A 26068-nucleotide genomic window follows, 5' to 3' on the forward strand; every position below is an offset into this window, starting at 1 on the left:
CGACGGAGGGACTCCACGCGGACGACCCCCGGGAGGCCGGGCCGTACGCGCTCGTGGCGCGGCTGGGCGGGGGCGGCATGGGCGCGGTGCACCTGGGGCGCTCCTCCGGAGGGCGGACGGTGGCCGTGAAGAGGGTGCGCCCCGACCTGGCCGTCGACGGCGCCTTCCGGGACCGCTTCCCGCCGGAGGTCGCGGCGACCGCCCCCGTCCGGCCCGGCGGGCGCCGCTCCTGGGCCCGACCGGCGGCACGGTCGCCGGCGTCGCCGGAGCCGGAACGCCGTGGGCCGTGAACCGCGGCGGCTCCCGAGCCGGCGACGGCGGGAGCACCGGCGCCTCCGGCGGCATGCCCGGCCCGTCGCGTCCCTGCCCTCGCCCGACAGCGTCGCCGACGCGAAACCGACCGCGGGCGGCGGCCAGGTGTACGTGAGGGCAGGGGCGGCCTGGTGGCCCTGCCCGCGAAGTCCTGACGAACACCGCCCGACGACGTGGATCTCCGCCCGTCCCGAAAATAGTAGCCATGTACATAGTAGCCATGTACGGTATTCGTGTGAGTTCAGCACACGAGAGCGCCACCGCGGGATTCCTCGTCTGGCGCCTGTCGATGAGATGGCGCGTGGCCGTCGACCGGGCGGTCGCACCGCTGGGCCTGACCCACGCCCAGTACGCCCTGATGGGGTCCCTGTACGGCATGGCGCGCTCCGGACTGCGGCCGAGCCAGCGGCAGCTGGCCGACCACACCGGGCTCGAGGCGCTGTACGTCTCCAAGCTCGCCCGCGCACTGGAGGCGTCCGGACTCGTCGCCCGCACCCGGGATCCGGCCGACCCCCGCGCCATGCAACTGGCGCTCACCGACCAGGGGCGCGACGTCACCCGTCGCGCGATCGGGGTGGTCCAGGACCTCCTGGACCAGATGCTGGAGCCGCTCGGGGGCCAGGACAGCCCACGCGCACGGCAGTTCACCCGCGACCTCGCGACCCTGCTCGACGCACCTCTTGATCCGCACACCGAGAACTTCGAGGAGCAGTCATGACCACCGCCGACGCACCCACGACCGCACCGACGACCAACGGCCGCGTCATCGCCCTGGCGCACTACTCCGCGCGCGCCCTCCTGGAGGGCGTGCTCACCCGTCACGGCCTCACCTTCGAGCAGAGCGTGACGCTCCGGGCCGCCGCCACCGCGGGCGACCCCATCGGCCGGGACGCGCTCGTCGCCGACGTGATCGGCTCGCTCAAGACGGACGAGTCCGCCGTGCACGGCGTGATCGACGGGCTCACGGCCGTGGAGCTGCTGGAGCGGCTCCCGGCGGACGCCTCGCGGCTGCGGCTCACGGACGCCGGCCGGGAGCTGTACGCGACCACCACCACCGAGACCGCCGAGATCTCCGCCCGGCTGTACGCCGGCATTCCGGCCGAGGACCTCGCGGTCGCGGGCCGCGTCCTGACCCTTCTGACCACCCGCGCGAACGCCGAACTGGCGGGGGCCTGAGGGTCCGCGGGGCGCGGGGAGGCCGGTTCGGCACGCCGGATCCCGGCCCCCGCCGCCCCCGGTCGGGCCGGACACTCCGTATCGAGGAGCAAGAGGGAGGAAAAGATGGCATAACCCACCGGGCCGCTGGAAATCCCTTACTTCCCCCCACCACACGGCCCGGAGGCCGGACCGGCCACGGGTCGGTCCCTCGACACCCCTCGGGGCGGCTCGCGATCGGAGACACATGGCCACACCTCCTACCTCTGACGACGTACCCGGCTCCTCGATGAGCGACGAGGAGTACGGGGTCCTGCGCGCCGGGGCCGCCCTGTGGGTCGGGGCCTCCGTGCTGATCACCGACGTGCGGGGCCGGGTCCTGGTCCAGCACGTCGACTACCGCGACACCTGCCTGCTGCCGGGCGGTGCCGTCGACAAGGGGGAGTCGCCCTCCCACGCCGCCTCGCGCGAGATGAAGGAGGAGCTCGGGGTCGCCCTGACCGTCGAGCGCGGACTCGCGGTCGACTGGGTCTCGGCCGACAGCTTCGACGCACCGCCCGTGATGCGGTTCAACGGCGAGATCCTGCACGTGTACGACGGCGGCGCCTGGGACGCGGAGCGGATCGCCGCGATCCGTCTGCCCGGGCACGAGGTCGAGTCCGTCGAGTTCGCCGAGCCCTCGAGGCTGCACGACCTGATGTCCCCCCGCGACGCCCGGCGCACGCTGTCCGCGCTCCGCGCCCGGATCGACGGCTCCGGTCCCGTGTTCCTGGAGAACGGCCTCCCCCTCTCCCCCACCGCCCTCGACAGGGCCGCCGTCCTGCGCACCGCCCGCCCGCGTCACCACTTCCCGTTCCACACGGGTCCGGCCCCGCAGGGGCTGCGCGTGTGCCAGGCCTGGGGCTGGCTCCTGGCGCCCGACGGCCGGGTGCTCGTCCTCCTGGATCCGGACACGGGCGCCGCCTGCCTCCCCGGTGGCACCCCCGAACCCCGGGACGGCGGGGACTTCGTGGCCACGCTGCGCCGCGAGGTCCAGGAGGAGGCCTCTTGCGCCTTCGGAGAGCCGGTGTTCCTCGGGCACCTCTCCGACCCGGACGAGCCGTGCGCCCGAGTCCGGTACGCCGCCGCCCTCACCGGCGTCGGTCCGGCGGGCGCCGATCCGGCCACCGGCCGCACCTGGACCCGCGTGCTGGCCACGCCGGAGCAGGCCGTGGAGCTCTTCGACTGGGGCCCGCCGGCCGGGGCGCAGCTCGCCGCCGTCCACCGGGCCCGCGAGCTTCTCGGCATCCCCCGGGCCGCCCGCCGACCGGTCACCGAACTCGCCGCCCCGGCCGCCTGACGGTCCCGCTTCCCGGATGGGGCCGCCGGTCCGGGGCGGTCAGCGGGCGTCGTCCACGACGGTCACCCCCGCGAAGGCGGCGTCGGCGACGTTCGTGATGCAGTCGCCGTGGTCCTTCCCGCTCCCGGTGCCGTTGGGGTTGAAGGAGTAGACCAGGCGGCGCTGGAGGTCACGGGTGGCGAACATCCCGTTCCCCCAGCCGGGGCGGGAGCCCGTCTTGCCCCAGACGGTGACGCCGTTCACCGTGAGTCGCATCAGGCCGCCGGGGCCGTAGCAGGCGCCGCCGGCGCCGAGGCAGTTCTTGTTGCCCGGGGCGTTGGGCACGTCGGGGACCGAGAAGGCCAGCTTCTGCTGGGCCGGTGGAAGCAGACGGCCCCGGAAGAGCGCCGTCATGAACCGGTCCAGGTCGGCTGCGGTGGAGATCATCCCGCCCTCCGCCCAGGGGTACGGGCTCTGCCCGGTGACGTCGTGCCCGTCGACCGACACACGGGTGTGCGGTCTGGGGAGGGTGACGTCGTCGGCGGCGGGGAGGCTGGTGTCCCGCAGCTGGAGGGGGCGGAGGATCCGCCGGTCGAGCTCGTGCCGGAAGGGGTGGCCGGTGACCTTCTCCACGAGCAGGCCGATGATGACGGTGTTGATCCCGTTGTACTGCTGCACCGTGCCGGGAGCGGGGCGGTGCTCGTTCCACCGCTGGTCGCCCGCGGCGAGCGCGAACGTGTCCCGGACCGCGTCCCGGGGCGTCACGCCCCGCAGCCACCAGCCCGGCCCGTCGCCGGGTGCAGGGGTGGGGGCCGGTACGGGCAGACCACTGGTGTGGTCGAGCAACTGCCGTACCGTCACCGTGCCGTAGTCGGCCGGAATCAGGTCCGGGAGGTGTCGCCGCACCGGGTCGTCGATCCCGACGCGGTGCTCGGCGACCAGTTGCAGGGCGATCGTGTGGGTGAAGACCTTCGTCACACTGCCGATGCGGACGTGGTCGTCGGCGGTGACGGGGCCGGCGGTGCCGGTCCACAAGGGGCCGCGGCCCGGTCCGTCGACTCTGACGAGTACGCCCGCGTGGTGGCTCGGCAGCGGCGTGACCAGTTTCCGCAGGGGCTCGGGGTCGAACACGGACGCCGTGCTCGCCGCGTGCGGCCGCGTCGGGGCGAGGGCCGTGGCGGCGGGGACACCGGCTCCGATCGCGAGGACGCAGGCCGCGAGGCCCGCCACGGGGAGGCGGCGAAGGGTGGTCGGACGGGCGCGCACGGGGTGCTCCGCTCTGCTGGCGCTTCGGACCCCACGGGCCCCCTGACACCTTCAACTCTGGTGCCCACCAGCTTCGCTGACCATCGGTGATCACCCCGAACCGCCCCCGAATCCCCCGGACCGGGTCCCTGAGGATCACCCCCGAGACGGCCCCCGCGCGCCTACTCCCCGCGGGTCGTCGCCTCGTCGAGCAGGCGCCATGTGGTGAGGGGCGAGGCGGGCGCCGTGACCGGCGTCAGGCCCGGCCCGCCGCCATCTCCGTCAGACGGGCGAGGACGCGGCCGCCCGAGGCCGCCAGGCCGTCGTGCTCCCACTCGTTCGTGACCCAGACGCGCAGGGCGCCGACCTCCCGGGCCGTGCGGAGCGAGAGCTCCGCGTCGACGTACATGTCGTCGTGGTAGACGACCGCGGCGACCGGCACCTCGTTCGCCGCGAGACGACCCCGGTCGTACAGGGGCGGCCAGTCGGTGCGCGCGGCCAGCAGGTCGGCCGCCTCCGCGAAGGGGCGCAGGCCTCTGATCTCGCGGAACATCCAGGGGTACATCATCTCCCCGGTGAGCAGGAACGGGTCGGCGTCCTCCCTGAACTCGGGGAGGTCCGCCAGGGCGCGGGCGGCCGCCCAGCCGGTCGGCCCGTCCCCCTGCCCGTAGAGGGACTCCTGGAGGACGGCGAAGAGCGGGTTGTCGGTGAAGCCGGTCAGGGACATCACCTGGTGCAGGAAGGTGTCGGTCAACTCGCCCGCTGCGTCGAGGGATTCGTCGAGCAGCGCGTGGAGGCGCTCGAAGCCGTCGCCCATGCCGAGGACGAGCCCCAGTGTGCGCAGGCGGCGCGGGGTGAGCCGGTCGCCGTCCGGCAGGCGGACGTCACCGGCCGCGAGGAGGCCGGCGATGACGCGCAGACGGGAGGCGTCCCGGGGGTAGCGGGCGTAGTACTCGCGGACCCGGTCGCGGACCCGGGGGTACGTGCGCGCGTACACGTCGTCGGCGGTGGCGGCGAGGCCGGGCAGACCACCGGTGACGTAGCAGGCGCGCAGTCCCTCCGGCGCCTGGGAGAGGTAGGTGAGGGTCAGGAATCCGCCGTAGCTCTGCCCGAGGGTCTCCCAGGGGGTGTCGCCGCAGAGTTCGCGCCGGATGAGCTCCGCGTCGGCGACGATCGCGTCCGCCCGGAAGTGGGCGAGGTGGTCGGCGAGGCGCTCCGGCGTGTCGAAGGCGGCGGCGGAGCGGGCGGTGACGGGGCTGGAGCGGCCGGTGCCCCGCTGGTCGAGGAGCAGCACCCGGTGGGTCTTCAGGGCGTGCGGCAGCCAGCCGGGCGAACCGGCGGACGGGCGCGGGGACTTCCCGCCGGGTCCGCCCTGGAGGTAGAGCAGCCAGGGGAGGTCCTCGCCGGCGCGGGCCGGGTCGGCGACCTCCCGGGCGAAGACCTGGAGGGTGCGGCCGTCGGGGGCCCGGTGGTCCAGGGGGACGGTGAAGGTGTGGTCGACGGTCGCGTAGGCGGGGTTCATGGGTTCTCTCGATGCGGTGTGGGAGGGCGTTCGGGCGCCCGTCGGCCCGTGGTGCGCGTGTGCGGTGGTGGCCCTTCGCGGCCGGGCCCGCCGCCGCAGGGGGTCAGGCCGCCGGTCCGGCGGGCGCCAGGGTGTACGTACGGCCCGACGTGTAGAACTCCAGGCCCGCCCTGCCCTGTTCGCGCGGCCCGTGGCTGGAGGCCTTGGATCCGCCGAAGGGCAGGTGGAAGTCGACGCCGGTGGACGGGGCGTTGATCCGGATCATGCCGGTGTCGAGCAGGTCGAGGCCGTGCAGGGCCGTGTTCAGGTCGGCCGTGTGGACCGAGGTGACCAGACCGTACGGGACGGAGTTGGTGATCCGGATCGCGTGGGCGACGTCGTCGGCGGCGAGCAGGGCGGCGACCGGGCCGAAGACCTCCTCGCGCAGGAGCCGGTGCCCCGGGGACACCTTCTCGACGAGGGTCGGGGCCGCGTACCAGCCGGGCCTGTCGAGGGCGGTGCCGCCGGCGAGCGTGGCCAGGCCCCGGCAGGCCTCGGCCATGCGGTCGCGGGCGCCCTCGTGGATGAGCGGCCCGCACACGGTGGCCGGGTCGGCCGGGTCGCCGACCGCGAGGGCCCGCAAGGCCTCGGAGAGCGCCTCGCGCAGCGGGTCGAGGGCGGCACCGACGGCGATGACGCGGCTGGTGGCGGTGCACTTCTGGCCCGCGTACCCCGCGATGGAGGCGGCGATGTGGCCGGCCGCCTGCTCGATGTCCGCGTCGGGCAGGACGATCGCCGCGTTGAGGCCGCCCATCTCGGCCTGCGCCGGGATGCCGCGGGAGGTCGCGGCCCTGGCCACGGCCTGTCCGACCGGGGTGGAGCCCGTGAACGAGACGACGTCGGCGGCCGAGACCAGCGCGTTGCCTTCGGTGGCCCCGCCGGGCAGGACGGTGAACACCGCTTCCGGCACGGCCCGTCGCACGATCTCGCCCAGGCGCAGGGCGCAGGCGGTGGCCTCGGGAGCGGGCTTGAGGACGACCGTGTTCCCGGCGGCGAGCGCCGGGGCCGCCTTCCAGGTCGGGATGGCGAAGGGGAAGTTCCAGGGCGTGATGAGTCCGGCCACACCGTGCGGGCGGCGCCGGGTCAGCAGGAGCCCGGCCCCCGCGGCGGTCTCGTGGACGGCGCCGGTGGGCTCGTACGGGGCCTGGGCGTAGTAGCGCCAGATCGCGACGGTGCGGGCCACCTCGGCCCTGGCCTCGGAGAGCGGTTTGCCGACCTCGCGGACGGCGAGCGCGGCGAGTTCGCCTGCTGCGGCCTCGACGGCGTCGGCGACCGCGCCGAGGGCGGCCGAGCGTGCGGCGGCTCCGGCCAGCAGCCAGCCGGGCTGGGCGGCACGGGCCCGCTCGACGGCGTCGACGGCCGCGAAGGCGCCGGGCGCGGGGATCTGGAGGAGTACGTCGGTGGGGTCGGCCGGGTTGCTGGAGGTGAGGGTGGGGACGACGTCGTTCACGGGAGGAGGCCTCCGGGGAAGGGGGTGCCCGGGTTCGGGACGGTGCGGGGAAGGACGGTGCGGGAGGAACAGCGCGAGGAAGCACGAGGCCGGGAAGGGCGGCGCGGGACAGGACGGTGCGGGGAAGGGCAGTGCGGGAAGGACCGTGCGGCGCCGACGGTGGGCGGGGCCGGGACCGTCGGCGCGGGACGTCGGAGGATGCCGGGCGCGCGCGTCGCCGGCGGGCACCGGACGCCGGGTGCCCGCCGTCGCCTTCGGCACCGGGCGTCGGCGCCGAGCTTCGGCACCGGCGTCCGTCGCGGCCGGCGGCGCGTCAGTGGTGGCCGTTCGCGACGGCCTTCTCCGTGGCCGTGCGCACCGCGGCCTCGATCGTGCCGGTGAGCGGGTGGCGCGGCGGACGGGTGGGGCCGCCGGGGCGGCCGGCGATGTCCATGGAGAGCTTGATCGACTGGACGAACTCCGTCTTCGAGTCCCATCGCAGCAGCGAGTGCAGCGACTTGTACAGCGGCAGCGCGGTCGCCAGGTCGCCCGCCACGGCCGCGTGGTACAGCTCGGCGCAGCTCGCCGGGAACGCGTTCGGGTACCCGGCGATCCATCCGACGGCGCCCGCGACGGCCAGCTCCAGGAGGACGTCGTCCGCGCCGATCAGGAGGTCGAGCTCCGGGGCGAGTTCGGCGATCTCGTAGGCGCGGCGGACGTCCCCGCTGAACTCCTTCACCGCGACGATGCTGCCGTCGCCGTGCAGCCGGGCCAGCAGCTCGGGGGCGAGGTCGACCTTGGTGTCGAAGGGGTTGTTGTACGCGACGACCGGGATCCCGACCTTGGCGACGTCGGTGTAGTGGGCGCGGACGGCCGTCGCGTCGGCGCGGTAGGTGTTGGGCGGCAGGAGGAGGACGGAGCCGGCGCCCGCCTCGGCGGCCTGCTCGGCCCAGCGGCGCGACTCGGCGCTGCCGTAGGCGGCGACGCCGGGCATGACCCTGGCCCCGTCCCCGGCCGCTTCGACGGCGGTACGGACGACCTGGGCGCGCTCCTGGTCGGTGAGGGTCTGGTACTCGCCGAGGGAGCCGTTCGGGACGACGCCGTCGCAGCCGTTGGCGATCAGCCAGGCGACGTGCTCGGCGTAGGCGTCTTGGTCGACGGAGAGGTCCTCGCGGAACGGGAGGGTGGTGGCGACCATGATGCCGCGCCAGGGGCGGTCCGTGTTCCAGGTGGTGGTGGTCATGTCGAGGACCTTTCTATGGTGTGTGACATTTTACAGAGGAGGAAAGGGGAGAGGCCCGACGGGGCCTCTCGCACGGATCTAGGGAGCTTCGGGGGGTGAACCGGCCGGCCCGGCGGCATCGCCGTCGAGTGCGGCGAGCGTCGAGAGCCGCACCGGTACGGCGAACGGGCGGCGTTCCGCTGGTGGTTCGGGGGCGCCGCCGCGCGCGGCGAGACAGGCGACGGCCGCGCCGCACATCCGCCCCTGGCACCAGCCCATGCCGGCGCGGGTGAGGAGCTTGACCGTACGCGCGTCCCGCGCCCCGAGGTCGGCGACCGCCTCACGGACGCGGCCGGCGGTGACCTCCTCGCAGCGGCACACGTCCGTGTCGTCGGAGAGCCACTCCTGCCAGCCGGGACCCGGGGCGTGCGCCGCGGACATGACGTCGGCGAAGGCGCGCATCCGGTCGCGGCGGCGCCGGAGTTCGGCGATCCGCCCCCCGCCGGCGGCGCTGCCGAGGAGCCGCTCGGCGAGCGCGCGAGCCGCCAGCTCCCCTTCCGTGCGGGCCAGTTCGGCGCCGCCGACGCCGCCGGTCTCGCCCGCCGCCCACAGCCCGGGCCGCGAGGTCTCCTGGAGGTCGTCCAGAGCGAGGCCCAGGGTCCCGTCGGGCAGGGACCGGGTGGCGCATCCGGCCGTCGTGGCCAGCTCGATCTGGGGGACCAGGCCGTGACCGACGGCCAGGGCGTCACAGGTGATCCGCCGGCCCGTTCCCGCCACGGGGCGCCAGTCGGCGTCCAGGCGGGTGACGGTCACGGCCTCCACCCGGTCGGTGCCGTGCACCTCGGTGACCGCGCTGCGGAGCCGGACGGGCACCCGGTGCCGGAGCAGTCCGGCTCCGTGCAGCAGGGCCTCGACCGCCTTCCCCGGGTTGGCGGCGAGCGCGCGGGGGCTGCGGGCGTACCGCAGATAGCCGGCGGCCTCGACCACGGCCGGCACCCGCGCGCCGGCGGCGGCGAGGGAGGAGGCGACGGCGAGCAGCAGGGGGCCGCTCCCCGCGACGACGATGCGGCGGCCGGGCAGCACGAGCCCGGACTTGAGCATGGCCTGGGCTCCTCCGGCGCCCACGACGCCGGGCAGGGTCCAGCCGGGGAAGGGGAGTTGCCGCTCGTACGCCCCGGTGGCGAGGAGCAGGGCCCGCGCCCGGATCCGGACGGGCCGCTCCCCGTCGCCGTCGGCCCCGGTGACCGCGTGCACGGTCCAGGTCCCGTCGTCCTCCCGCACGGTGGACCACACGTGGTGTCCCGCCAGGTGGGCGACGGAGCTGCCGGCGAGACGGCGCCGCAGGTCGGTGTAGGCGGACCAGTCGTGGTGCAGGGCTTCGGGCCGGACGGCGCCGAGGGCGGGGGCAGGGTGCCGGTAGAACTGTCCGCCGGTCTGGGCGGAGGTGTCGAGGAGGGCGACGGAGAGGCCGAGTCCGGCGGCCGTGACGGCGCCGGAGAGTCCCGCGGAACCGGCGCCGACGACGGCGAGGTCGTACGGGGTGCGCCGCGTCCCGGGCTCAGACGGTGAGGCGGTCATGGCCGTGTCCCTCCTGGGTGGTGATCGCGTCGCCGGGGCGGGCGGGGACCAGGCAGGCGCGCCGGTTGGGTTCGCCGTTGACGGTGGCGAGGCAGTCGTAGCACTGGCCGATGCCGCAGAAGGCACCGCGCGGCCGGCCGCCGTCCCGGGTGGTGCGCCAGGCCAGGATGCCGGCGCCCCAGAGGGCTGCGGCGACGGTCTGGCCCGGCAGGGCGGTGACGCGACGGCCGTCGAAGGTGATCTCGAACGGCGGATCGGGCTGTGCGCCGACGAGGTCGGCGGGGGTGCGGGCCACGGGCCCTCCTCTCGTGACGATGGGTGCGCGCGCCTCAGGCCGCGTCTTCGGCGAACCGGTCCGGCCGGAACGGGTGGATGTCGAGGGGCGGTGCGGCGCCCGTCAGGCAGGCGGTGACGATCTGCCCGGTCACGGGGGCGAGCCCGATGCCCGCCCCTTCGTGGCCGCAGGCGTGGAGCAGGCCGGGGACGCGCGGGTCCGGGCCGATCGCGGGCAGGTGGTCGGGCAGGTAGGGGCGGAAGCCGAGGTAGGTGCGGATGGCGCGTACGGTGCCGAGGACCGGGAACAGCGCGGTGGCCCCCGCGGCGAGCCGGCTCAGGACCTCGGTGGAGAGGGTCCGGTCGAAGCCGACCCTCTCGCGGCTGGCGCCGATCAGGACGGGTCCCGCCGGGGTGCCCTCGACGACCGCCGAGGTCTGGAGCGCGGCGGAGCCGCTGGCGACGTCGGCGACGTAGTCCGCGGCGTACACCTTGTGGCGCACCACGCGCGGCAGCGGTTCGGTGACGAGGACGAAGCCCCTGCGGGGCAGGACGGGCAGGTGGACGCCGGCGAGGGCGGCGAGGGCGCCGCCCCAGGTCCCTGCGGCGTTGACGACGTACGGGGCGTGGATCTCGCCCGCCGTGGTCCGTACGCCGCGGATCTCTCCGGCGGAGCCGGTGAGGAGGCCGGTGACCTCCTCCCCCAGCCGCAGCCGGATGCGTCCGCCTCCCGAGCGCAGCAGCTGGGCGGCCGCGTGGGCGGGCATCACCTGGGCGTCCTGAGGGTAGTGGAAGCCGCCCGCCAGGGTGGGTGCGAGGTGGGGCTCCAGGTCGTGGAGCCGGTCCGCGGGGACCTCCCGGCTGGTGACGCCCGCCTTCTCCTGGCGGGCCGCGAACGCGCGCAGGGCGCACATCCCGGGCTCGTCCGAGGCGACGACAAGGCCGCCCTTGGCCTCGTACTCGACCTGGGGCGGGAGCGTTTCGGACAGCTCCCGCCACAACGCGGTGGCGATCAGGGCGAGTTCGAGCTCGGGCCCTGGTTCCTTGTCGGAGACCAGGAGGTTCCCCTCGCCGGCTCCCGTGGTTCCGCCGGCGACGGGACCGCGGTCGACGACGGTGACGGAGAGGCCGGTCCGGGCGGCGTAGTGGGCGCAGGCCGCGCCGACGACGCCGGCGCCGACGACGATGACATCCGAGGTGTTTCTCGTGGGCACGGCAGTAATATTTCACATGGCACTGAAGTTGCCAAGACCTGCGAGGAGCCTCTCAGTTGCTCCGGCACCCCCGGGCGCACCGTCCGGACACGGATGGGTAACGGAGCTCCCGATACCTTGTCAGTACAATTTCACATTACTATGTTACCGGTCACATTCCAGCCGACCGTTCACCGCCACCGGCTGTCCGCCCGCTTCCCTCCCGGAGTGACCTCTCATGAACACGCGCACCCGCACCCTGGCCACCGCCCTGGTGACCACCCTCGCCCTCGGCGCGACCGCCTGTTCCGGCGGCGGGAAGTCCGCCGGCTCCCCGGACCGCAGGAACCCCGCGGCCTCCACCAGCGGCGCGGTCATCGGAGGGACTCCGCAGAAGGGCGGCACGCTGACCGTCCTGTCCAACCAGGACTTCACCCACCTCGACCCGGCCCGCAACTGGGTCATGCCCGACATGGACTTCGGCACCCGGCTGCTCTACCGCACCCTCGTCACGTACAAGGCGGCGCCCGGCGCCAAGGGCAGCGAGCTCGTCCCCGACCTCGCCGAGGACCTCGGCACCCCGTCCGACGGCGCCAAGACCTGGACCTTCCGCCTCAAGCCGGGCCTGAAGTACGAGGACGGCACCCCGGTCACCGCCCAGGACATCAAGTACAACGTGGAGCGGTCCTTCTCCCCGGACCTGCCCGGCGGCCCCGACTACGCGGCCCGCTACCTCGCCGGCGCCGAGGGCTACCAGGGCCCGGCCCGGGGCAGGCACCTCGCCTCGGTGAAGACCCCGGACGCCCGCACGATCGTCTTCGAACTCCACAAGCCCTTCGCCGAGTTCCCGTTCGCCGCCACCCTGCCGACCTTCGCCCCGGTCCCGCAGAAGCGGGACAGGGGACCCCAGTACGACAGCCGGCCGTTCTCCTCGGGGCCGTACAAGATCGAGACGTACGCCCGCGACAAGCAGCTCGTCCTGGTCCGCAACCCCCACTGGGACCCGAAGAGCGACGCGGTCCGCAAGGCCTACCCGGACCGGATCGTCGTCACCATGGGCCTCAAGGGCAACCAGATCGACGACCGGCTCATCGCCTCCTCCGGCACCGACGCCTCCGCCGTCCCCTGGGCCCAGCTGCGCCCCGAGTCCATCCCCAAGGTGCTCACGAAGACCGACGTCAGGGCCCGGCTGCTCGCCGAGTCCAGCAGCTGCACCGAGATGCTCCAGATGCACACCGGCCGCGCTCCCTTCGACGACCTGAAGGTCCGCCAGGCCGTGCAGTGGGCCCTCGACCGGGAGGCGATCGTCACCGCCGCCGGCGGCCCGGCCGTCACCGACGCGTCCAGCGCCGCCATGCCGGGCTCGCTCTTCGCCGGCGGGAAGCAGCCCGACACCCTGAAGATCCCGCTCTCCGGCGACCCCGAGAAGGCCAAGCAGCTGCTCAAGGAGGCCGGGAGGCCCGACGGGCTCTCCACCCGCCTCACCGTCAACATCAACGACAAGGCCATCGGCGAGGCCGTCCAGCAGTCCCTGGGCCGGGCCGGCATCAAGGTGACCATCGAGACCGTCGACCCGTCCGCCTTCTACGACACCATCGGCGACACCGTGAACCGCACGGACCTCGTCTACACCGGGTGGTGCCCCGACTTCCCCTCCGGCACCACCTTCCTCCCCTTCGTCTTCGACGGCCGCTACATCAAGGAGAAGGGCAACTCCGGCAACCATTCCCTCTTCCGGGACGACGCCACCATGAGGCGGATGGACGAGATCGCCGCCATGACCGACGGCGCCCGGGCCAACAAGGCCTGGCAGGAGCTCGACGGACAGATCCTCGCCAAGGCCCCCGTCGCCCCCGGCGCCATGAAGCGCCGCTCGCTCCTCGTCGGCACCAACGTCGCCGGCGCCTACGGCCACACCTCCTGGAGCGGTCAGATCGACTACGCGACGGTCGGCCTCAAGGACCCGTCGAAGAGCGCGAACTGAAGGACGTTGCTCCCATGACCACGACCACCACCTCACCTCCGGTGCCCGTGGACGGCGGGGCCTGGCAGCTGGTCCGCGCGGAACTGCGCCGCCGCACCTCCCTCAAGGCCTCCCTCGCCGTCGTCGTCCTCTTCGCCCTGATGACCGTGGCAGCCCCGCTGATCGGCTCGCTGGGCGGCTGGAGCCCGGAGGAGTTCGACAAGTCGGCCGTCGACCCCTACCTCGGCGGACTGCCGATCGGGCCGCTCGGCGGGGTCTCCGCCGAGCACTGGCTCGGCGTCGAGCCCATCACCGGACGCGACCTGTTCGCCCGCGTCGTGCACGGCGCCCAGGTGTCCCTGCTGATCGCCTTCGCCGCCACCGCGATCGTCGTGGTGGCGGGGGTGGCCGCGGGCATCGCCGCGGGCTACTTCGGCGGCCGCACCGACAGCGTCCTGTCCCGGCTGATGGACCTGACGATGTCCTTCCCCTCCCTCATCTTCATGATCGCGATGATGTCGGTGGCCCGGGACGTCAACCGGACGCTGCTGATGATCCTCGTCATCGGCCTCTTCGGCTGGCCGGGCGTGGCCCGGGTCGTCCGCGGCCAGACCCTCTCGCTCAAGCACCGCGAGTACGTCGACGCGGCCCGCGTCGGCGGCTCGGGACCCTGGCGGATCCTCGCCCGCGACGTCCTCCCGGGCGTCGCGGGACCCGTCATCGCGTACACCACGCTCATGGTCCCCGGCATGATCGCCACCGAGGCCGCCCTCAGCTACCTCGGCGTCGGCGTCCGTCCGCCGACCCCGTCCTGGGGCCAGATGATCGCGGAGAGCGTCGCCTACTACGACACGGACCCCATGTACTTCCTCGTGCCCAGCCTCTGCCTCTTCCTCACCGTGCTGGCGTTCACCCTCCTCGGCGACGCCCTGCGCGACCTCCTCGACCCGCGCGGGGGCCGTACGTGATCCTCTACCTCGGCCGCCGGCTCCTCGGAGTGGCCGGCGTCCTCCTCGCGATCGCCGCCGTCACCTTCACCATCTTCTACGTGCTGCCCTCCGACCCGGCCGCCGCGGCCTGCGGCAAGGCGTGCAGCGACGAACGCCTGGAGGCGATCCGTGCCCACATGGGCCTGGACGCGCCGCTGTGGCGCCAGTTCGCCGACTTCGTCACCGGGATCTTCACCGGCCGCACCATGGGGACCGGACCGTACGCCCTGCGCTGCGACTTCCCCTGCCTGGGGTACTCGTACGAGAACAGCGAGGACGTCTGGAGCCTGCTCGTCGACCGGCTCCCCGTCTCCGCCTCGCTCGCCGTCGGCGCGGCCGTCCTGTGGCTGGCCCTCGGCCTCTCCGCGGGCGTGACCGCGGCGCTCCGCAAGGACACCCTCACCGACCGGGTCCTCATGGTCGGTGCGGTCGCCGCCGCCTCCCTGCCGGTCTACTTCACCTCGGTGCTGCTCATCTACGGGCTGATCCGGGTGACCGGGCTGCTGCCCTACCCGCAGTACGTCCCCCTCACCTCCGACCCGCTGTCCTGGGCCTCCAACCTGCTGCTGCCCTGGCTGGCCCTCGCCGTGCTCTACGCGGCCATGTACGCCCGCCAGAGCCGCGGATCGATGATCGAGTCCATGGCCGAGCCGTACATCCGCACCGCCCGCGCCAAGGGCCTGCCGCGCCGCACCGTCGTCGTCAAGCACGGCCTGCGCGCGGGCATGACACCGATCCTGACCCTCTTCGGGATGGACCTCGGCGGGCTCCTCGCCGGCGCCGTCATCACCGAGTCGCTGTTCGGGCTCCCCGGCATCGGGCGCCTCTTCTACGGTGCCCTCACCACCGGCGACCAGCCCGTCATCCTCGGCGTCACCCTGCTCGCCGCCACCTTCATCGTCGTCGCCAACCTGGCCGTCGACCTGCTGTACGCCGTCGTGGACCCGCGAGTGAGGTACTGATGGGCGACTCCACCCCCCTGCTGTCGGTACGGGACCTCACGGTCACCTTCCCGACCCGGCACGGGTCCGTCCGGGCGGTCGACTCCCTCTCCTTCGACGTCGCGCCCGGCCGCACCCTCGGCATCGTCGGCGAGTCCGGCTCCGGCAAGTCCGTCACGTCGCTCGCCGTGATGGGCCTGCACACCGGCGCCGAGGTGACCGGCTCCGTCGCCCTGGCCGGCCGCGAACTCGTCGGCCTGGCGGAGCGCGAGCTCAACCGGCTGCGCGGCCGGAGGATGGCGATGATCTTCCAGGACCCGCTGTCCAGCCTGCACCCGTACTACACCGTCGGCGAACAGATCGCCGAGCACCACCGGGTCCACTTCGGATCCCGTCGCGCGGCCGCCCGCGAGCGGGCCGTCGAGGCGCTCGGCGAGGTCGGCATCCCCGAGCCCCGCCGCCGGGCCGGCGAGTACCCGCACCAGTTCTCCGGCGGCATGCGCCAGCGCGTGATGATCGCGATGGCGCTCGCCTGCGAGCCCGACCTGCTGATCGCCGACGAGCCCACGACAGCGCTCGACGTCACCGTCCAGGCCCAGATCCTGGACCTGATCGCCCGGCTCCAGCAGGACCGGGGACTCTCCGTCGTCATGATCACGCACGACCTGGGCGTGGTCGCCCGGGTGGCCCACGACGTCCTCGTGATGTACGGCGGCCGGGCCGCCGAACACGCCCCGGTGGACGACCTGTTCGCCGCCCCGGCCCATCCGTACACCCGGGGCCTGCTCGACTCGCTGCCCCGGCTCGACGACGAGGACGACGCTCCGCTCCGGGCGATCCCCGGCAGCCCGCCGTCCCTCCTCGACCCGGCACCGGGCTGCGCGTTCGCACCCCGCTGCTCCCGCGCCGCCGCCGGCTCCACGGAGGAACGGGCCCGCTGCACGGGCGAACGCCCGCTGCTCGGCGGCCCGGACGGGCACCCGGCGGCCTGCCACTTCCCCGCGTACGAAGGCGTTCCCTCATGACCACCACACCCCCGCCGCTGCTGCGGGTACGGGACCTGACCATGACGTTCCCCGGGCGACGGGCCCGCTCGGCGCCCGTCCGGGCCGTCGACGGGGTCTCCTTCGACGTGGCACCGGGCGAGACCCTCGGCCTCGTCGGCGAGTCCGGCTGCGGCAAGTCGACCACGGGCCGCATGATCGTGCGGCTCCTGGAGCCGACGGCCGGCTCCGTCGCGTTCGACGGGCACGACATCAGCCATCTGTCCCAGCGGGAGCTGAAGCCGCTCCGGCGCGACCTCCAGATGGTCTTCCAGGATCCGCACTCCTCGCTCAACCCGCGTCAGACCGTCGCCCGGATCATCTCCGACCCGCTGCTGGTCCAGGGGAGTTCGGCCGCCGAGGCGCGCAAGCGGGCCGCCGAGCTGATGGAGCTGGTCGGGCTCATACCGGAGCACATCGACCGCCGTCCGCACGAGTTCTCCGGCGGCCAGGCCCAGCGCATCGGCATCGCCCGGGCGCTGGCCACCGGCCCCCGCCTGGTCGTCGCCGACGAGCCGGTCTCCGCTCTCGACGTCTCCGTCCAGGCGCAGATCGTCAACCTCATGGAACGGCTCCAGCGGGAACTCGGCCTCGCCTACCTCTTCATCGCGCACGACCTCTCGGTCGTGAAGCGGGTCTGCGACCGGGTCGCCGTGATGTACCTCGGCCGGATCGTGGAGACCGGCACGAAGGAGCGGGTGTACGCGGCGCCCGCCCACCCCTACACGCGGGCGCTGCTCTCCGCCGTGCCCCTGCCCGACCCGGCGGCGGAGCGGGCCCGGGAGCGGATCACGCTGCTCGGGGACCCGCCGAGCCCGGCCGCTCCCCCGCCGGGCTGCACCTTCCATCCGCGCTGTCCCAAGGCCCGGGACATCTGCCGCACCGAGGCGCCCGCGCTGCGGGTCGCCGTGCCGGGCGAGGCCCGGCAGGTGGCCTGTCACTTCCCCGAGGGACCGGAGGGGGGCCTGCCCCCGCGCTCCTGACGACCGCTCGTGTGCGTCGCCCTCCCCAGGGCGGCGCACACGCGTGCGGCGCAGTGACCGGCGTCCCCGCACACGCCGATGCCGGCACCGCTCGTGGAGAGCGGTGCCGGCATCGGCGTGTTCAGGCCGCGCGGACCGCGCGGTACAGGGCGCTCGCCACGGCGAGGTCCTCCCAGGCCATGCCCACGCTCTTGAAGAGGCGCGGGCGCTCCGAGGGGGTGCGGCCGCGCACCAGGTCGGCGAGGGTGCCCGTGATGTGGTCCTCGCCGATCACGCCCTCGGCCAGGGGGACGAGGAGGTCCCCCGCCTCGCGGAGCGCCGCGGAGCGTGCCTCGACGTAGACCTCGGCGCGGGTCACGAGCGCGGTGTCGGTCTCCCGGGCCTTCGGCTCGTGCGAGCCGACGGCGACGACGGTGGCGCCGGCGGCCACCAGGGTTCCGTCGAAGAGGGGTTCGCGGGCCGTGGTGCAGCAGACGACGAGGTCGGCCCCGGCCACGTCCTCGGGCGTGCCGGCGCGCGCGGGCACGTCGAGCGTCCGCGCGTATCCGGCGAGGGCGCGCGCGGCGACCGGGTTGCGTCCGACGACGACGACGTCGGCGAGCTCGCGCACGGCGCGTACGGCCTCCAGGTGACCGTACGCCTGGGGCCCGTTGCCGAAGAGCACGAGGCGCAGCGGCCGGTCGTCCGGCGTCAGATGGCGGACGGCGAGGGCGGAGACCGCCGGGGTGCGCAGCTCGGTGAGGGCCGCGCCGTCGAGGAGGGCGAGGGGCCGGAGGTCCGTTCCGTCGAGGAGCAGGTAGGAGCCGGTGATGCGGGGCAGGCCGAGGGCGGGGTTGCCGGGGGCCACGCCCGCGATCTTCACGCCGGCGTAGGCGTGGTCGGCGGCGGGCATGAGGAGGAGTTCGCCGGCCGGGACGGGGACGGCGGTGCGGGGCGGTGCGGTCTCGGGGTCGAGTCCGGCGCGCAGGACCTCGGCGAGGACGTCGGCCGTGGCCGCCGGGGTCAGCAGGCGGGTCATGGCCGGGGCGTCGATGAGGAGCAGGTCGGTCGTGGCGGTCACAGGAGGAATCCCGTCCCCAGGTCGTCGTGGGGGTCGAGGACGAAGGTGTGGGTGCCGGTGCGGTGGGTGGCCCCGGTGACCTCGGTGATCCCGCCGGGCAGCAGGCGGCCGGTGAACAGCGTGTCGGCCACGGACTCGTGCGTCAGGACGTCGCCGGGGCCGAGGCGGCCCTCGTCGCCGAGCAGGGCGAGCCGGGCGGAGGTCCCGGAGCCGCACGGCGAGCGGTCGATCTGTCCGTCGGCGAAGACGGTGACGTTGCGCTGGTGCGGCCCGGTGGCGGTGTCGGGGAGGTCCTCGTGGAGGATGACGCCGTACACGTCGTGTTCGGGGAAGGCGGCGCGGATCTCCCGCCCGGCCCGGACGAGCGCGGGCAGCGAGGCCCGGGTGGTGTCGAGCCCGAGGGCGCCCGCGGGCACCGAGACGTAGACGGCGCCGGAGTCGGCGAGGTCGGCCTCGACGGTGCCGGTGGAGAGGGTGACCGGGACCTTGCGGGCGAGGACGCGGGTCGGGACGTTGCGGAAGGTGACGCCGGTGGTGCGGCCGCCCGCGCGGTGCACGGTGGCGGTGACGCGCCCGGAGGGCACGTCGACGCGGACGGGGACGTCGCCGTCGTCGGGTGCCGGGACCCGTCCGGTGTCGACGGCCCAGGCGCCGAGCGCCATGGTGCCGTGTCCGCAGGCGGTGGAGTAGCCGTCCTTGTGCCAGAACAGCACGCCGAAGTGGGCGCCGTCGTCGTCGGGCGGGACGATGAAGCCGCCGTACATGCCGGAGTGGCCGCGCGGTTCCCGGACCAGGAGGCGGCGCAGGTCGTCGAGCGGGCCGAGCCGGAGGGCCAGGGCGCGGCGCTCGGCGACGGTGTCGCCGGGGACGGGCGGCAGGTCCTCGGCGACGATCCTGAACGGCTCGCCCGCGGTGTGGTAGTCGGTGGTGCGGACCGAGTACGGGGTGGTGCTCACGTGGTACGTCCTCCGGAGGGGAGAGGTGCGGTGCCGGGCCGGCCCCTCCCCCGTGGAGGGACCGGCCCGGACGGTGTGGGTGGGGTCAGCCGCGGAGGGGGCCCTCGCAGCTGTAGCTCGACGTGCCCGCGACCCTGCTGGACCAGATGTCGACCGGTCCGAAGCTGCAGTTCATGTCGGCCAGGTTGTTCGACGCGGCGCCGGCCCGGTCGAGGATGAAGTAGTCGACGGTCTCGGACATGTCCTTGAAGATCTTGTCGGGGTTGTTGGCGTCGGAGAGGTTGGCGGTGATCCGCCCGGTGCAGACGAAGCGGCGCTTGCCGGGGTCGCCGTTCTCGACGCAGTCCGGGGTGTTGTAGGTGGCGGTGGCGAAGGCGGACTTCACGGACGCGAGGGCCGCGTCGCGCAGCTGGTCGTTGGGCGTGTACGTGGTGTTGGGGACGTACAGCTGGTCGACCTTGGCGATCTGCGTGTCGAGGAAGCGGTCGTAGTCGCGCTGGAGGCCGGAGTCGGAGCCCAGCCGGCTCCGCCAGGCGTCGTAGGCGGCCACGTCGTTCGCCCGCAGGTTCGTGTACATCTCGCGGAGCAGCGAGGGCCGCTCGGTCCAGAGGAACTCGAAGAAGGTGCCGGCGTAGTTGTAGAAGCGGAAGCCGTCGCCGGCGTAGGTGGCGTTGAGGATCTGGCGGATGTTCATCCGGGGGCCGCCGCCGGCGGTGTCGTTGATGATGCCGCGGACGAGGGACTTGCGGACGGCGATGCCGTTGTCGCGGGTGGCTCCGTCGAAGAACTCGGCGGTGCCCTCGTCCATGGCGGTGGTCCGGTCGCCCTGGTACCAGGGGCCCTCGCCGAAGGAGCCGGGGACGGCCCAGCGGCCGTTCAGGTAGTGGGTGTACTCGTGGCGGAAGAGCTCCTCGAGGGTGAGGGAGGAGTCCTGCGGGACGCGCCGCTGGTACGTGTAGAAGGTGGCGCCGCGCTCGATGTAGATGCCGCCGTTGTTGGTGTCCATCCCGGTGAGGATGGGGTGGTAGTTCTCGTAGTCGGCGCGGGAGGCGTACAGGACGATGTTCAGGGTGGCGTTGGTGTCGCCGGCGAGCGGCTGGTCGGTGCCGATGACCCGGTGGAACTGGGACTTGACCTGCTTGCTCGCGTAGTAGAGCTGGTCGACGGTGGCCCGGTCGAGCGCGGTGCGGACCTTGATGCCCCCGTTGTCGTAGGTGTACGTGTACGGGAAGAGCTGCTTCTCGATGTCCTCCTTGCACACGCCGTACGGCTTGCAGGCCTCGTAGAAGTTGAGCCACGAGACGATCTTCGCCCACGGCTGGCTGCCGCGGCCGAAGGTGTCGACGGCGGTGGTGAGCAGCGGGCCGAGGTCGGCGACGATCCCGTCCTTGAGGGCCGCGACCTGGCCGAAGCGGCCGTACTCGCTGAGGGCGTCACGGACGACCCAGGCGTTGGCGGTGCCCTTGAGGTGGCCGTAGCCGGCGAAGGCCTTGAAGGCCGCGCGGTAGGCGGGGTCGGCGGCGACGGCCGCGTGGAAGGCGCTGTCCTGGTTGCCCGGGTAGACGCCGAGGTAGTTCACGGAGAGGCCGGCGAGCGCGGCACCGGCCCAGGCCGGGTCGAGGTTGGTGGCGGTGTGCGAGGGGTCCATGGTGGCGAGGACCCGCTTGATGAGGCCGAGCTGGTGCTGGCGCAGGCCGGGCGCGCTCGCCGCGTTGAGGGCTTCGCGGAGGGTGTTCGCGTTGGTGCCGGTGACGTCGAAGGTGTGCGCGGCGGCGCCGAAGTCGGCGACGGCCCGGCGGACGGCGTCGACGGTGGGGGCGTCGGTGGTGTCGATCTCGCCGCGGGAGAAGTCGTGGTAGGCGACGGCGTGCAGGTAGGTGAACATCTCCTCCAGGTGGGAGGAGTTCCGTCCGTCGTGGGCGGCGGACAGGCTCGATATGCGGCGGGCGACGGCCTGGACGTGGGCGTCGGACATCACGGGCGCGAGCCGGGCGTCCCAGGTCCAGATGAGGGTGCGAAGACAGCCGTCGGCGGTGACCGCCGGGTCGGCGAGGAAGTCGGCGAACTGCTCGGGGGCGAGGCCGGTGATGCCGTCGAGCGTGCAGGGGACGCCGGCGGCGGTGGTGCCGGGGGCGGCCGCGGCGAGGGACCGCGCGGTGGTGGTGGCGGCCGGCGCCCGGCCGGGGACGCGGCCGGTGGCGAGGCCGCCGGGGGCGGGGGCCGGTCCGAAGGTGGTGCGCGGGGCGGTGGCGAGGTGCTCGACCTCGTCGAAGGGGTGGGATCCCGGCTGCGCCTGCGGGGCCGGTGCGCCGGGCAGGGCGGCGGGGGCGGCGGGCCGGTCGTCCGTCACGGTGGCGAAGGCGCCGGCCTGGCCGGCGGAGGCGAGGACGGTGACCGCGATGGCGGAGGCGAGGAGGGACGAGCGCACACGTCGGTGGAGGGACAACGGAACTCCAGCTGATGAGGGGGGTGGCGCGGGGATGGGTTCGTGAACCGGCCGGGTTCGCACGGCGTATGACGGGCGTTCATCAGGCCGTGTGCGCTGTAACATAGTAATGTGAAATTGCACTGACAACCCCTGGGACGGCATCAGTTCCCCGGCAGCCTCCGTGGACCTCCCCCGAAGCACCTCAATTCGTCACAGAGGGCTCAGGATTCGGCGGCCTTCTCGTACCACCCCTGGGCCGCGTACAGATCGCCGCTCCGCTCCCTGGCCCGCCCGAGCGAGACGTACGCGGCGACGTCTCCCCTCCGGGCCCGCTCGGTCAGCCGGGCGTCGAGCTCGGCGAGCATCTCGGCGTCGGTGAGCAGACCGGCGAGCAGCCGTCCGCCCTCGCCGTCACCGGCCGCGAGTGACTTCCGGTACCAGGCCTTCGCCGCCTCGCGGTCCCCCTGCTCCCGCGCGAGGATCCCCAGGGTGTTCATCGCGGCCGTGCTGCCGCCGGCCGCCGCCCGCCGGGTCCAGCGATCGGCCTCGGCGCTCTCGCCCCGCTCGTGGAGCAGCTTCCCGAACATGTACGCGGCGTCGGCGAGACCCGCCTCGGCGGCCCGCCGGTACCAGCCCTCGGCCTCGGGCAGGGCGCCCCGCTCCCGGTCCAGGTCCCCGAGGACGGCCATCGCGTGCGGGTTGCCCCCGTCGGCCGACCGCCGGTACCAGAGGACGCCTTCGGCGTGTTCGCCCCGCTGCCGCATCAGATACCCGACGATCTCCATCGCCCGCACGTGCCCGGCCCCGGCCGCCGCCCGCAGCAACGGCTCGGCCTCGGCGGGCCGCTGCCACCGGTGGAGCAGGACCCCGAGGGTCACGCCGGCCTCGGGGTGCCCCGCCGCCGCGGCCCGGCGCAGCCAGCGCTCGGCGTCCTCACGGTCCCCGTGGGTCCCGAGGTGGAGGCCGTAGCGGAACATCGCCGTGACGTCACCGGTCCCGGCGGCCTCGCGAAGGCGCTCCGCGTCCCGGGCCCGCTCTCCGTCCCCGCCGCTCCGCCGGCTTTCCCGACTCCCCCGCACGCGCGTCCCCCTTCGCGATCACCCGACGGAACCCGGGGGCCGACGAAGCCGCGCGGAGGGCTGGTCATCCGCCCTCCGGACCCCCACCATGCTCGTGACTACTCGTGCGTAACTCATCCTAGGGGAAAGCGTGTTGAGATTCCGTGGCCGGACCGCCGGTCCGCTGCTCGCCGTCGTCGCGTCCCTGCTCCTGTCCGCCGCTCCCGTCCGGGCCGAGGCTCCCGCCGCGTCCGCGCGCGTCCCCGTCGTGTTCGTGCACGGCTACAACGCCGACCCCGGGGTCTGGGGCGGGCTGCGCGCGGACCTCCGGGCCGACGGGTACACCGACGCCGATCTGTTCTCCTTCGGCTACGACACCCACCGCTCCGTCAACGAGGTCCTGTCCGGCGAACTCGCCGCGTACGTCGAGGGCGTCAAGCGGCGGACGGGGGCGAGCCGGGTCGACCTCGTCGCCCACTCCTTCGGCAGCCTCGTCACCCGCTGGTACGTGAAGTTCGACGCCGCCGGACCGTCCTCCGTCGCCCACTGGGTCTCCCTCGCCGGCCCCAACCACGGCACCGCCACGGCCTGGGCGTGTGCGCTGTGGGACCAGGCCTGCCGCGACATGACCCCGGACTCGTACGTGCAGAGGAAGCTCGCGGAGGGGGACGAGACGCCGGGGGCCGTGCGGTACGCGACCTGGTGGTCGGCCTGCGACGAGGTCGTCAACCCCGACAGCAGCGTGCCGCTGGCCGGCGCCGTCAACAACGGCGCCGGCTGCCTGGACCACAACGCGCTCCTCGGCGACGACGCGGTCTCCGAAGGGGTCCGGGCGTTCCTCCGCTCCTAGGCCGCTGCGGCGGCGGGCTCCCCGGCGTCCTCGCCCAGCCGGGCCGTCGGCACCCGGAACGTCTCCCGCAGGCCCCAGGCGCACAGCACCAGGACCAGGGCCGCGGCACCCGAGTAGAGGCCCACGCCGATCGGGTCGCCGTCGTACGCGATGAGCAGGGCGGTCGCGGCGCTCGCCGCCGTGCCGCCGCCCAGCGCGGCGCCCGTCTGGTAGGTGGCGGAGAGGGAGGAGTAACGGGTGGCCGCCGAGAACTGCTCGCCGAGGAAGGCCGGGATGCAGCCCTGCGGGGCGGCCATCAGCACGTTCACCAGGACGTAGGCGAGCGTGGCCAGGACGAGCACGTGACCGTCCACCAGCGGGAAGTACAGGAAGAAGAAGGCCGCGTAGGCGAGCGTGCCCAGGATGACGACCGGTTTGCGGCCCTTCCGGTCGGAGAGGAGGGCCATGGCCGGCACGGCGATGGTGAAGGCGACGGAGCCCGCGACCTGGAGCAGCAGCGACTCGGTGTAGCTGTAGCCGCGCTCCTCGGCGTACGTCACCGTGAAGATCGTCCCGATGTACGCGAGGGTGTTGTAGCCGAAGGCGACGCCGATGGCCAGCAGCATCTGGCGCGGGTGCCGCCTGATGGCGTCCAGGACGGGGACCCGGGGCGCGCTCTCGGTGCGCCGCTCCTCCTGGGGCATGCGGCTGCGGGCGAGGACGCCGACGAGGACCAGGAGGCCGCCCAGCCAGAACGGCACGCGCCAGGCCCAGGCCGTGAGCCGGTCCGCCGGCAGCAGGGTGATCAGGGTGAAGACGCCCGTGCCGAGGAGGCTGCCGATGCCGATGCCGGCACTGGTGAAGCTGCCCCACAGACCGCGCCGGCCCTCGGGGGCGTTCTCGATGCCGAAGAGGGAGGCGCCGCCCCACTCCCCGCCCGCCGCGAAGCCCTGGACGAGGCGCAGGGCGACGAGCAGGACCGGTGCGGCGATGCCCAGGGTCCCGTACGAGGGGAGGCAGCCGATGAGGAAGGTGCTGCCGCCCATGACGAGCAGCGTCAGGATCAGCATGGACCTGCGGCCGATCCGGTCGCCGAAGTGCCCGATGACGATGCCGCCGAGCGGGCGGGCCACGAAGCCGCTGCCGAACGCGGCGAAGGCCACCAGGGTGCCGACCGCGGGGTCGAAGGAGGGGAAGAACACCCCCGGGAAGACGATCGCGGCGGCGAGGCCGTAGATGATGAAGTCGTAGAACTCCAGGGCCGTTCCGAATCCGGAGACGAGGAAGGTGCGTGTGCCTCCGGCCGCTCGGGCCTTGAGGCCGGGCCGGACGGTCTCCGTCATGACGGTTCCTTCGGGGTGGGGAGGGAGGGAGCGGAGTCGGGGGGAGGGTCAGAAGCGCGCGAGGCCGGTCGCCGGGGCCTCGTGCGGAGCGCCGGCCAGGTGGTCGATCGCGCAGCGGGTCACGTCGAGACCGATGGTGAGCAGGGTCCCCCACTGCTCGTGCGGCGGCTTGTGCGCGTCGGGCCGCATGCAGACGACGGCGTCGGCCCCGGCGTCGCCGCAGAACGCCTTCGCGCGCTCGGCGGGCGGGAGTCCCGGCATCGCGGCGCGCACCGCGCGCAGGTGGGCCAGCCGCTCGGCCGTCATCGAGTCGGCCGGGCCGGTGTCCGCCGCCGCGAGTCCGGGGTCGAGGAAGTGGTTGGTGTGCAGCAGCCAGCCGTCCTCCCCGGCCGGGACCACCGCGAGGCCCGCGGGGGAGAGTTCCAGGCTCGCGGAGCCGTCGGCGGTGACGACCGTCAGCGAGGTGGAGGCGCTGACGGAGGCCGTCGAGGCGATCTCGACGGCCTCGTCGAGGGTGTCGGCCTCGTCGAGGATGCGGCGGGCGACCGCGTGCACGGGCACACCGCCGCTCGCGGAGTCGGAGGCGTGGAAGAGGATGTTGAAGTGCACGCCGAGGCCGGCGCTGTTCACACCGATCTTGCCGGGGGCGCCGAACTCGGTGAAGAGCTTCACCCTGCGGCCCGCGGCCGGTGTCAGCTCGTGCAGCAGCGCGTCCGGGACGAGCAGGTCGTGCCAGTCCCAGGTCTGCACGGTCTGCGGCGCGGCGCCCGCGGGGGCGAACACCGCCGTGGAGCACTCGCCCTTCCCGGACTGCGGGCAGCCGGCGAGGATCTCGGTGCGGGCGCCGACGGCGGCCACCGTCCAGCGCTCGACGCCGGCCGCGTCGGCGCAGGCGTCCGACTCCTCGGCCAGGGCGGGCGCCCAGGCCCGGAGCGCCTCGTGGCTGCGGTTCGCAAGGGCCCGGACGCCGTCCTCGGGAAGGCCGAGGACGGCGAAGTGATCCCGGTAGAGCTCCGCGACGCGTCGCACCTGCGGGGCGAATCGGGTGCCGACCAGGGTCCCGCGCTCGCGGGGGTCGGTGGTGTCGGTCGTGAGGGTGTGCAGTTCCACGGGTGTTCCTTCGGAGCGGGTGAGGCCGTGTGCCCTGAGAGGGCGGCGGGCATCAAGCTAGGAACGTAAAACGTTTTAT

The 26068-nt window shown here is 74.0% G+C and carries 22 protein-coding genes; 9 read left to right on the top strand and 13 right to left on the bottom strand.

The window, feature by feature from the left end; translation table 11 throughout:
* Positions 1-547: 547 nt before the first annotated feature.
* The 3 genes from ACFV2S_RS01290 (at position 548) to ACFV2S_RS01300 (ending at position 2806) form a co-directional block, all read left to right on the top strand.
* Positions 548-1030 (top strand): MarR family winged helix-turn-helix transcriptional regulator, encoded by a 483-nt coding sequence (locus ACFV2S_RS01290; RefSeq protein WP_385553047.1) that lies wholly within the window; start codon positions 548-550, stop codon positions 1028-1030.
* Complete coding sequence (locus ACFV2S_RS01295; RefSeq protein ID WP_385553050.1) at positions 1027-1488, top strand: MarR family winged helix-turn-helix transcriptional regulator; 462 nt, start codon at positions 1027-1029, stop codon at positions 1486-1488. The genes ACFV2S_RS01290 and ACFV2S_RS01295 overlap by 4 nt, the downstream gene beginning before the upstream one ends.
* Before the next feature lie 226 nt (positions 1489-1714).
* A complete protein-coding gene (locus ACFV2S_RS01300) occupies positions 1715-2806 on the top strand; it encodes an NUDIX domain-containing protein (protein ID WP_385553053.1) in 1092 nt (363 codons plus the stop codon).
* 39 nt (positions 2807-2845) lie between these two features.
* On the opposite strand, the gene ACFV2S_RS01305 is transcribed toward ACFV2S_RS01300, so the two are convergent.
* The 7 genes from ACFV2S_RS01305 to ACFV2S_RS01335 form a co-directional block, all read right to left on the bottom strand.
* Complete coding sequence (locus tag ACFV2S_RS01305) at positions 2846-4051, bottom strand: serine hydrolase domain-containing protein (RefSeq protein ID WP_385553056.1); 1206 nt, start codon at positions 4049-4051, stop codon at positions 2846-2848.
* A 235-nt stretch (positions 4052-4286) separates the two neighbouring features.
* Complete coding sequence (locus ACFV2S_RS01310; RefSeq protein WP_385553059.1) at positions 4287-5552, bottom strand: alpha/beta fold hydrolase; 1266 nt, start codon at positions 5550-5552, stop codon at positions 4287-4289.
* 103 nt (positions 5553-5655) lie between these two features.
* Positions 5656-7041 carry an aldehyde dehydrogenase family protein gene (locus ACFV2S_RS01315; RefSeq protein ID WP_385553062.1) on the bottom strand — a complete coding sequence of 462 codons (1386 nt, stop codon included), beginning with the start codon at positions 7039-7041 and terminating at the stop codon, positions 5656-5658.
* Between the two features lie 313 nt (positions 7042-7354).
* Positions 7355-8263, bottom strand: coding sequence for a dihydrodipicolinate synthase family protein (locus tag ACFV2S_RS01320; protein WP_385553065.1), 909 nt, complete (start codon positions 8261-8263; stop codon positions 7355-7357).
* A 78-nt stretch (positions 8264-8341) separates the two neighbouring features.
* A complete protein-coding gene (locus ACFV2S_RS01325) occupies positions 8342-9820 on the bottom strand; it encodes an FAD-dependent oxidoreductase (protein ID WP_385553069.1) in 1479 nt (492 codons plus the stop codon).
* Positions 9801-10115 carry a (2Fe-2S)-binding protein gene (locus ACFV2S_RS01330; protein ID WP_184930662.1) on the bottom strand — a complete coding sequence of 105 codons (315 nt, stop codon included), beginning with the start codon at positions 10113-10115 and terminating at the stop codon, positions 9801-9803. The genes ACFV2S_RS01325 and ACFV2S_RS01330 overlap by 20 nt, the downstream gene beginning before the upstream one ends.
* 34 nt (positions 10116-10149) lie before the next feature.
* A complete protein-coding gene (locus ACFV2S_RS01335) occupies positions 10150-11307 on the bottom strand; it encodes an NAD(P)/FAD-dependent oxidoreductase (protein WP_385553073.1) in 1158 nt (385 codons plus the stop codon).
* 217 nt (positions 11308-11524) lie between these two features.
* Between ACFV2S_RS01335 and ACFV2S_RS01340 the strand changes: the two genes are divergently transcribed.
* From ACFV2S_RS01340 to ACFV2S_RS01360, 5 genes are read left to right on the top strand one after another with little or no spacing between them, the layout of a single operon-like run.
* Positions 11525-13270, top strand: coding sequence for an ABC transporter substrate-binding protein (locus ACFV2S_RS01340; protein ID WP_385553076.1), 1746 nt, complete (start codon positions 11525-11527; stop codon positions 13268-13270).
* Between the two features lie 14 nt (positions 13271-13284).
* A complete protein-coding gene (locus ACFV2S_RS01345; protein WP_385553079.1) occupies positions 13285-14217 on the top strand; it encodes an ABC transporter permease in 933 nt (310 codons plus the stop codon).
* Positions 14214-15200, top strand: coding sequence for an ABC transporter permease (locus tag ACFV2S_RS01350; RefSeq protein WP_383790247.1), 987 nt, complete (start codon positions 14214-14216; stop codon positions 15198-15200). The genes ACFV2S_RS01345 and ACFV2S_RS01350 overlap by 4 nt, the downstream gene beginning before the upstream one ends.
* On the top strand, positions 15200-16204 hold the full coding sequence (locus ACFV2S_RS01355; protein WP_385553083.1) for an ABC transporter ATP-binding protein: 1005 nt from the start codon (positions 15200-15202) through the stop codon (positions 16202-16204). Before ACFV2S_RS01350 ends, ACFV2S_RS01355 begins: the two co-directional genes overlap by 1 nt.
* Positions 16201-17205, top strand: a complete 1005-nt coding sequence (locus ACFV2S_RS01360) for an ABC transporter ATP-binding protein (protein ID WP_385553086.1) — start codon at positions 16201-16203, stop codon at positions 17203-17205. Before ACFV2S_RS01355 ends, ACFV2S_RS01360 begins: the two co-directional genes overlap by 4 nt.
* Positions 17206-17326: 121 nt before the next feature.
* Here ACFV2S_RS01360 and ACFV2S_RS01365 read toward each other — a convergent pair whose 3' ends face one another.
* From ACFV2S_RS01365 to ACFV2S_RS01380, 4 genes are all read right to left on the bottom strand, one after another.
* Complete coding sequence (locus ACFV2S_RS01365) at positions 17327-18223, bottom strand: ornithine cyclodeaminase family protein (RefSeq protein WP_385553574.1); 897 nt, start codon at positions 18221-18223, stop codon at positions 17327-17329.
* 38 nt (positions 18224-18261) lie between these two features.
* Positions 18262-19221 (bottom strand): proline racemase family protein, encoded by a 960-nt coding sequence (locus ACFV2S_RS01370; RefSeq protein WP_385553089.1) that lies wholly within the window; start codon positions 19219-19221, stop codon positions 18262-18264.
* Between the two features lie 85 nt (positions 19222-19306).
* Entirely contained in the window at positions 19307-21667 is a 2361-nt protein-coding gene (locus ACFV2S_RS01375; RefSeq protein WP_385553092.1) for a collagenase, read from the bottom strand.
* Positions 21668-21870: 203 nt separating this feature from the next.
* Positions 21871-22728, bottom strand: a complete 858-nt coding sequence (locus ACFV2S_RS01380) for a tetratricopeptide repeat protein (protein WP_385553095.1) — start codon at positions 22726-22728, stop codon at positions 21871-21873.
* Between the two features lie 130 nt (positions 22729-22858).
* On the opposite strand from ACFV2S_RS01380, the gene ACFV2S_RS01385 reads away from it, so the two are divergent.
* Entirely contained in the window at positions 22859-23557 is a 699-nt protein-coding gene (locus tag ACFV2S_RS01385) for an esterase/lipase family protein (protein WP_385553098.1), read from the top strand.
* On the opposite strand, the gene ACFV2S_RS01390 is transcribed toward ACFV2S_RS01385, so the two are convergent.
* Positions 23554-24879, bottom strand: coding sequence for an MFS transporter (locus tag ACFV2S_RS01390; RefSeq protein WP_385553101.1), 1326 nt, complete (start codon positions 24877-24879; stop codon positions 23554-23556). The two genes, ACFV2S_RS01385 and ACFV2S_RS01390, sit on opposite strands and share 4 nt — an antisense overlap.
* A gap of 48 nt (positions 24880-24927) precedes the next feature.
* A complete protein-coding gene (locus ACFV2S_RS01395; protein ID WP_385553104.1) occupies positions 24928-25989 on the bottom strand; it encodes a C45 family autoproteolytic acyltransferase/hydolase in 1062 nt (353 codons plus the stop codon).
* Positions 25990-26068: the final 79 nt, after the last annotated feature.

This window comes from Streptomyces sp. NPDC059695 (genome assembly GCF_042733785.1).
Taxonomy (GTDB): Bacteria; Actinomycetota; Actinomycetes; order Streptomycetales; family Streptomycetaceae; genus Streptomyces.

Bases quoted from the DNA above. Each gene is read 5' to 3' on its own strand.
- ACFV2S_RS01295 (WP_385553050.1), top strand. From the start codon at position 1,027: ATGACCACCGCCGACGCACCCACGACCGCACCGACGACCAACGGCCGC.
- ACFV2S_RS01300 (WP_385553053.1), top strand. From the start codon at position 1,715: ATGGCCACACCTCCTACCTCTGACGACGTACCCGGCTCCTCGATGAGC.
- ACFV2S_RS01310 (WP_385553059.1), bottom strand. From the start codon at position 5,552: ATGAACCCCGCCTACGCGACCGTCGACCACACCTTCACCGTCCCCCTG.
- ACFV2S_RS01320 (WP_385553065.1), bottom strand. From the start codon at position 8,263: ATGACCACCACCACCTGGAACACGGACCGCCCCTGGCGCGGCATCATG.
- ACFV2S_RS01325 (WP_385553069.1), bottom strand. From the start codon at position 9,820: ATGACCGCCTCACCGTCTGAGCCCGGGACGCGGCGCACCCCGTACGAC.
- ACFV2S_RS01340 (WP_385553076.1), top strand. From the start codon at position 11,525: ATGAACACGCGCACCCGCACCCTGGCCACCGCCCTGGTGACCACCCTC.
- ACFV2S_RS01345 (WP_385553079.1), top strand. From the start codon at position 13,285: ATGACCACGACCACCACCTCACCTCCGGTGCCCGTGGACGGCGGGGCC.
- ACFV2S_RS01355 (WP_385553083.1), top strand. From the start codon at position 15,200: ATGGGCGACTCCACCCCCCTGCTGTCGGTACGGGACCTCACGGTCACC.
- ACFV2S_RS01360 (WP_385553086.1), top strand. From the start codon at position 16,201: ATGACCACCACACCCCCGCCGCTGCTGCGGGTACGGGACCTGACCATG.
- ACFV2S_RS01365 (WP_385553574.1), bottom strand. From the start codon at position 18,223: ATGACCCGCCTGCTGACCCCGGCGGCCACGGCCGACGTCCTCGCCGAG.
- ACFV2S_RS01390 (WP_385553101.1), bottom strand. From the start codon at position 24,879: ATGACGGAGACCGTCCGGCCCGGCCTCAAGGCCCGAGCGGCCGGAGGC.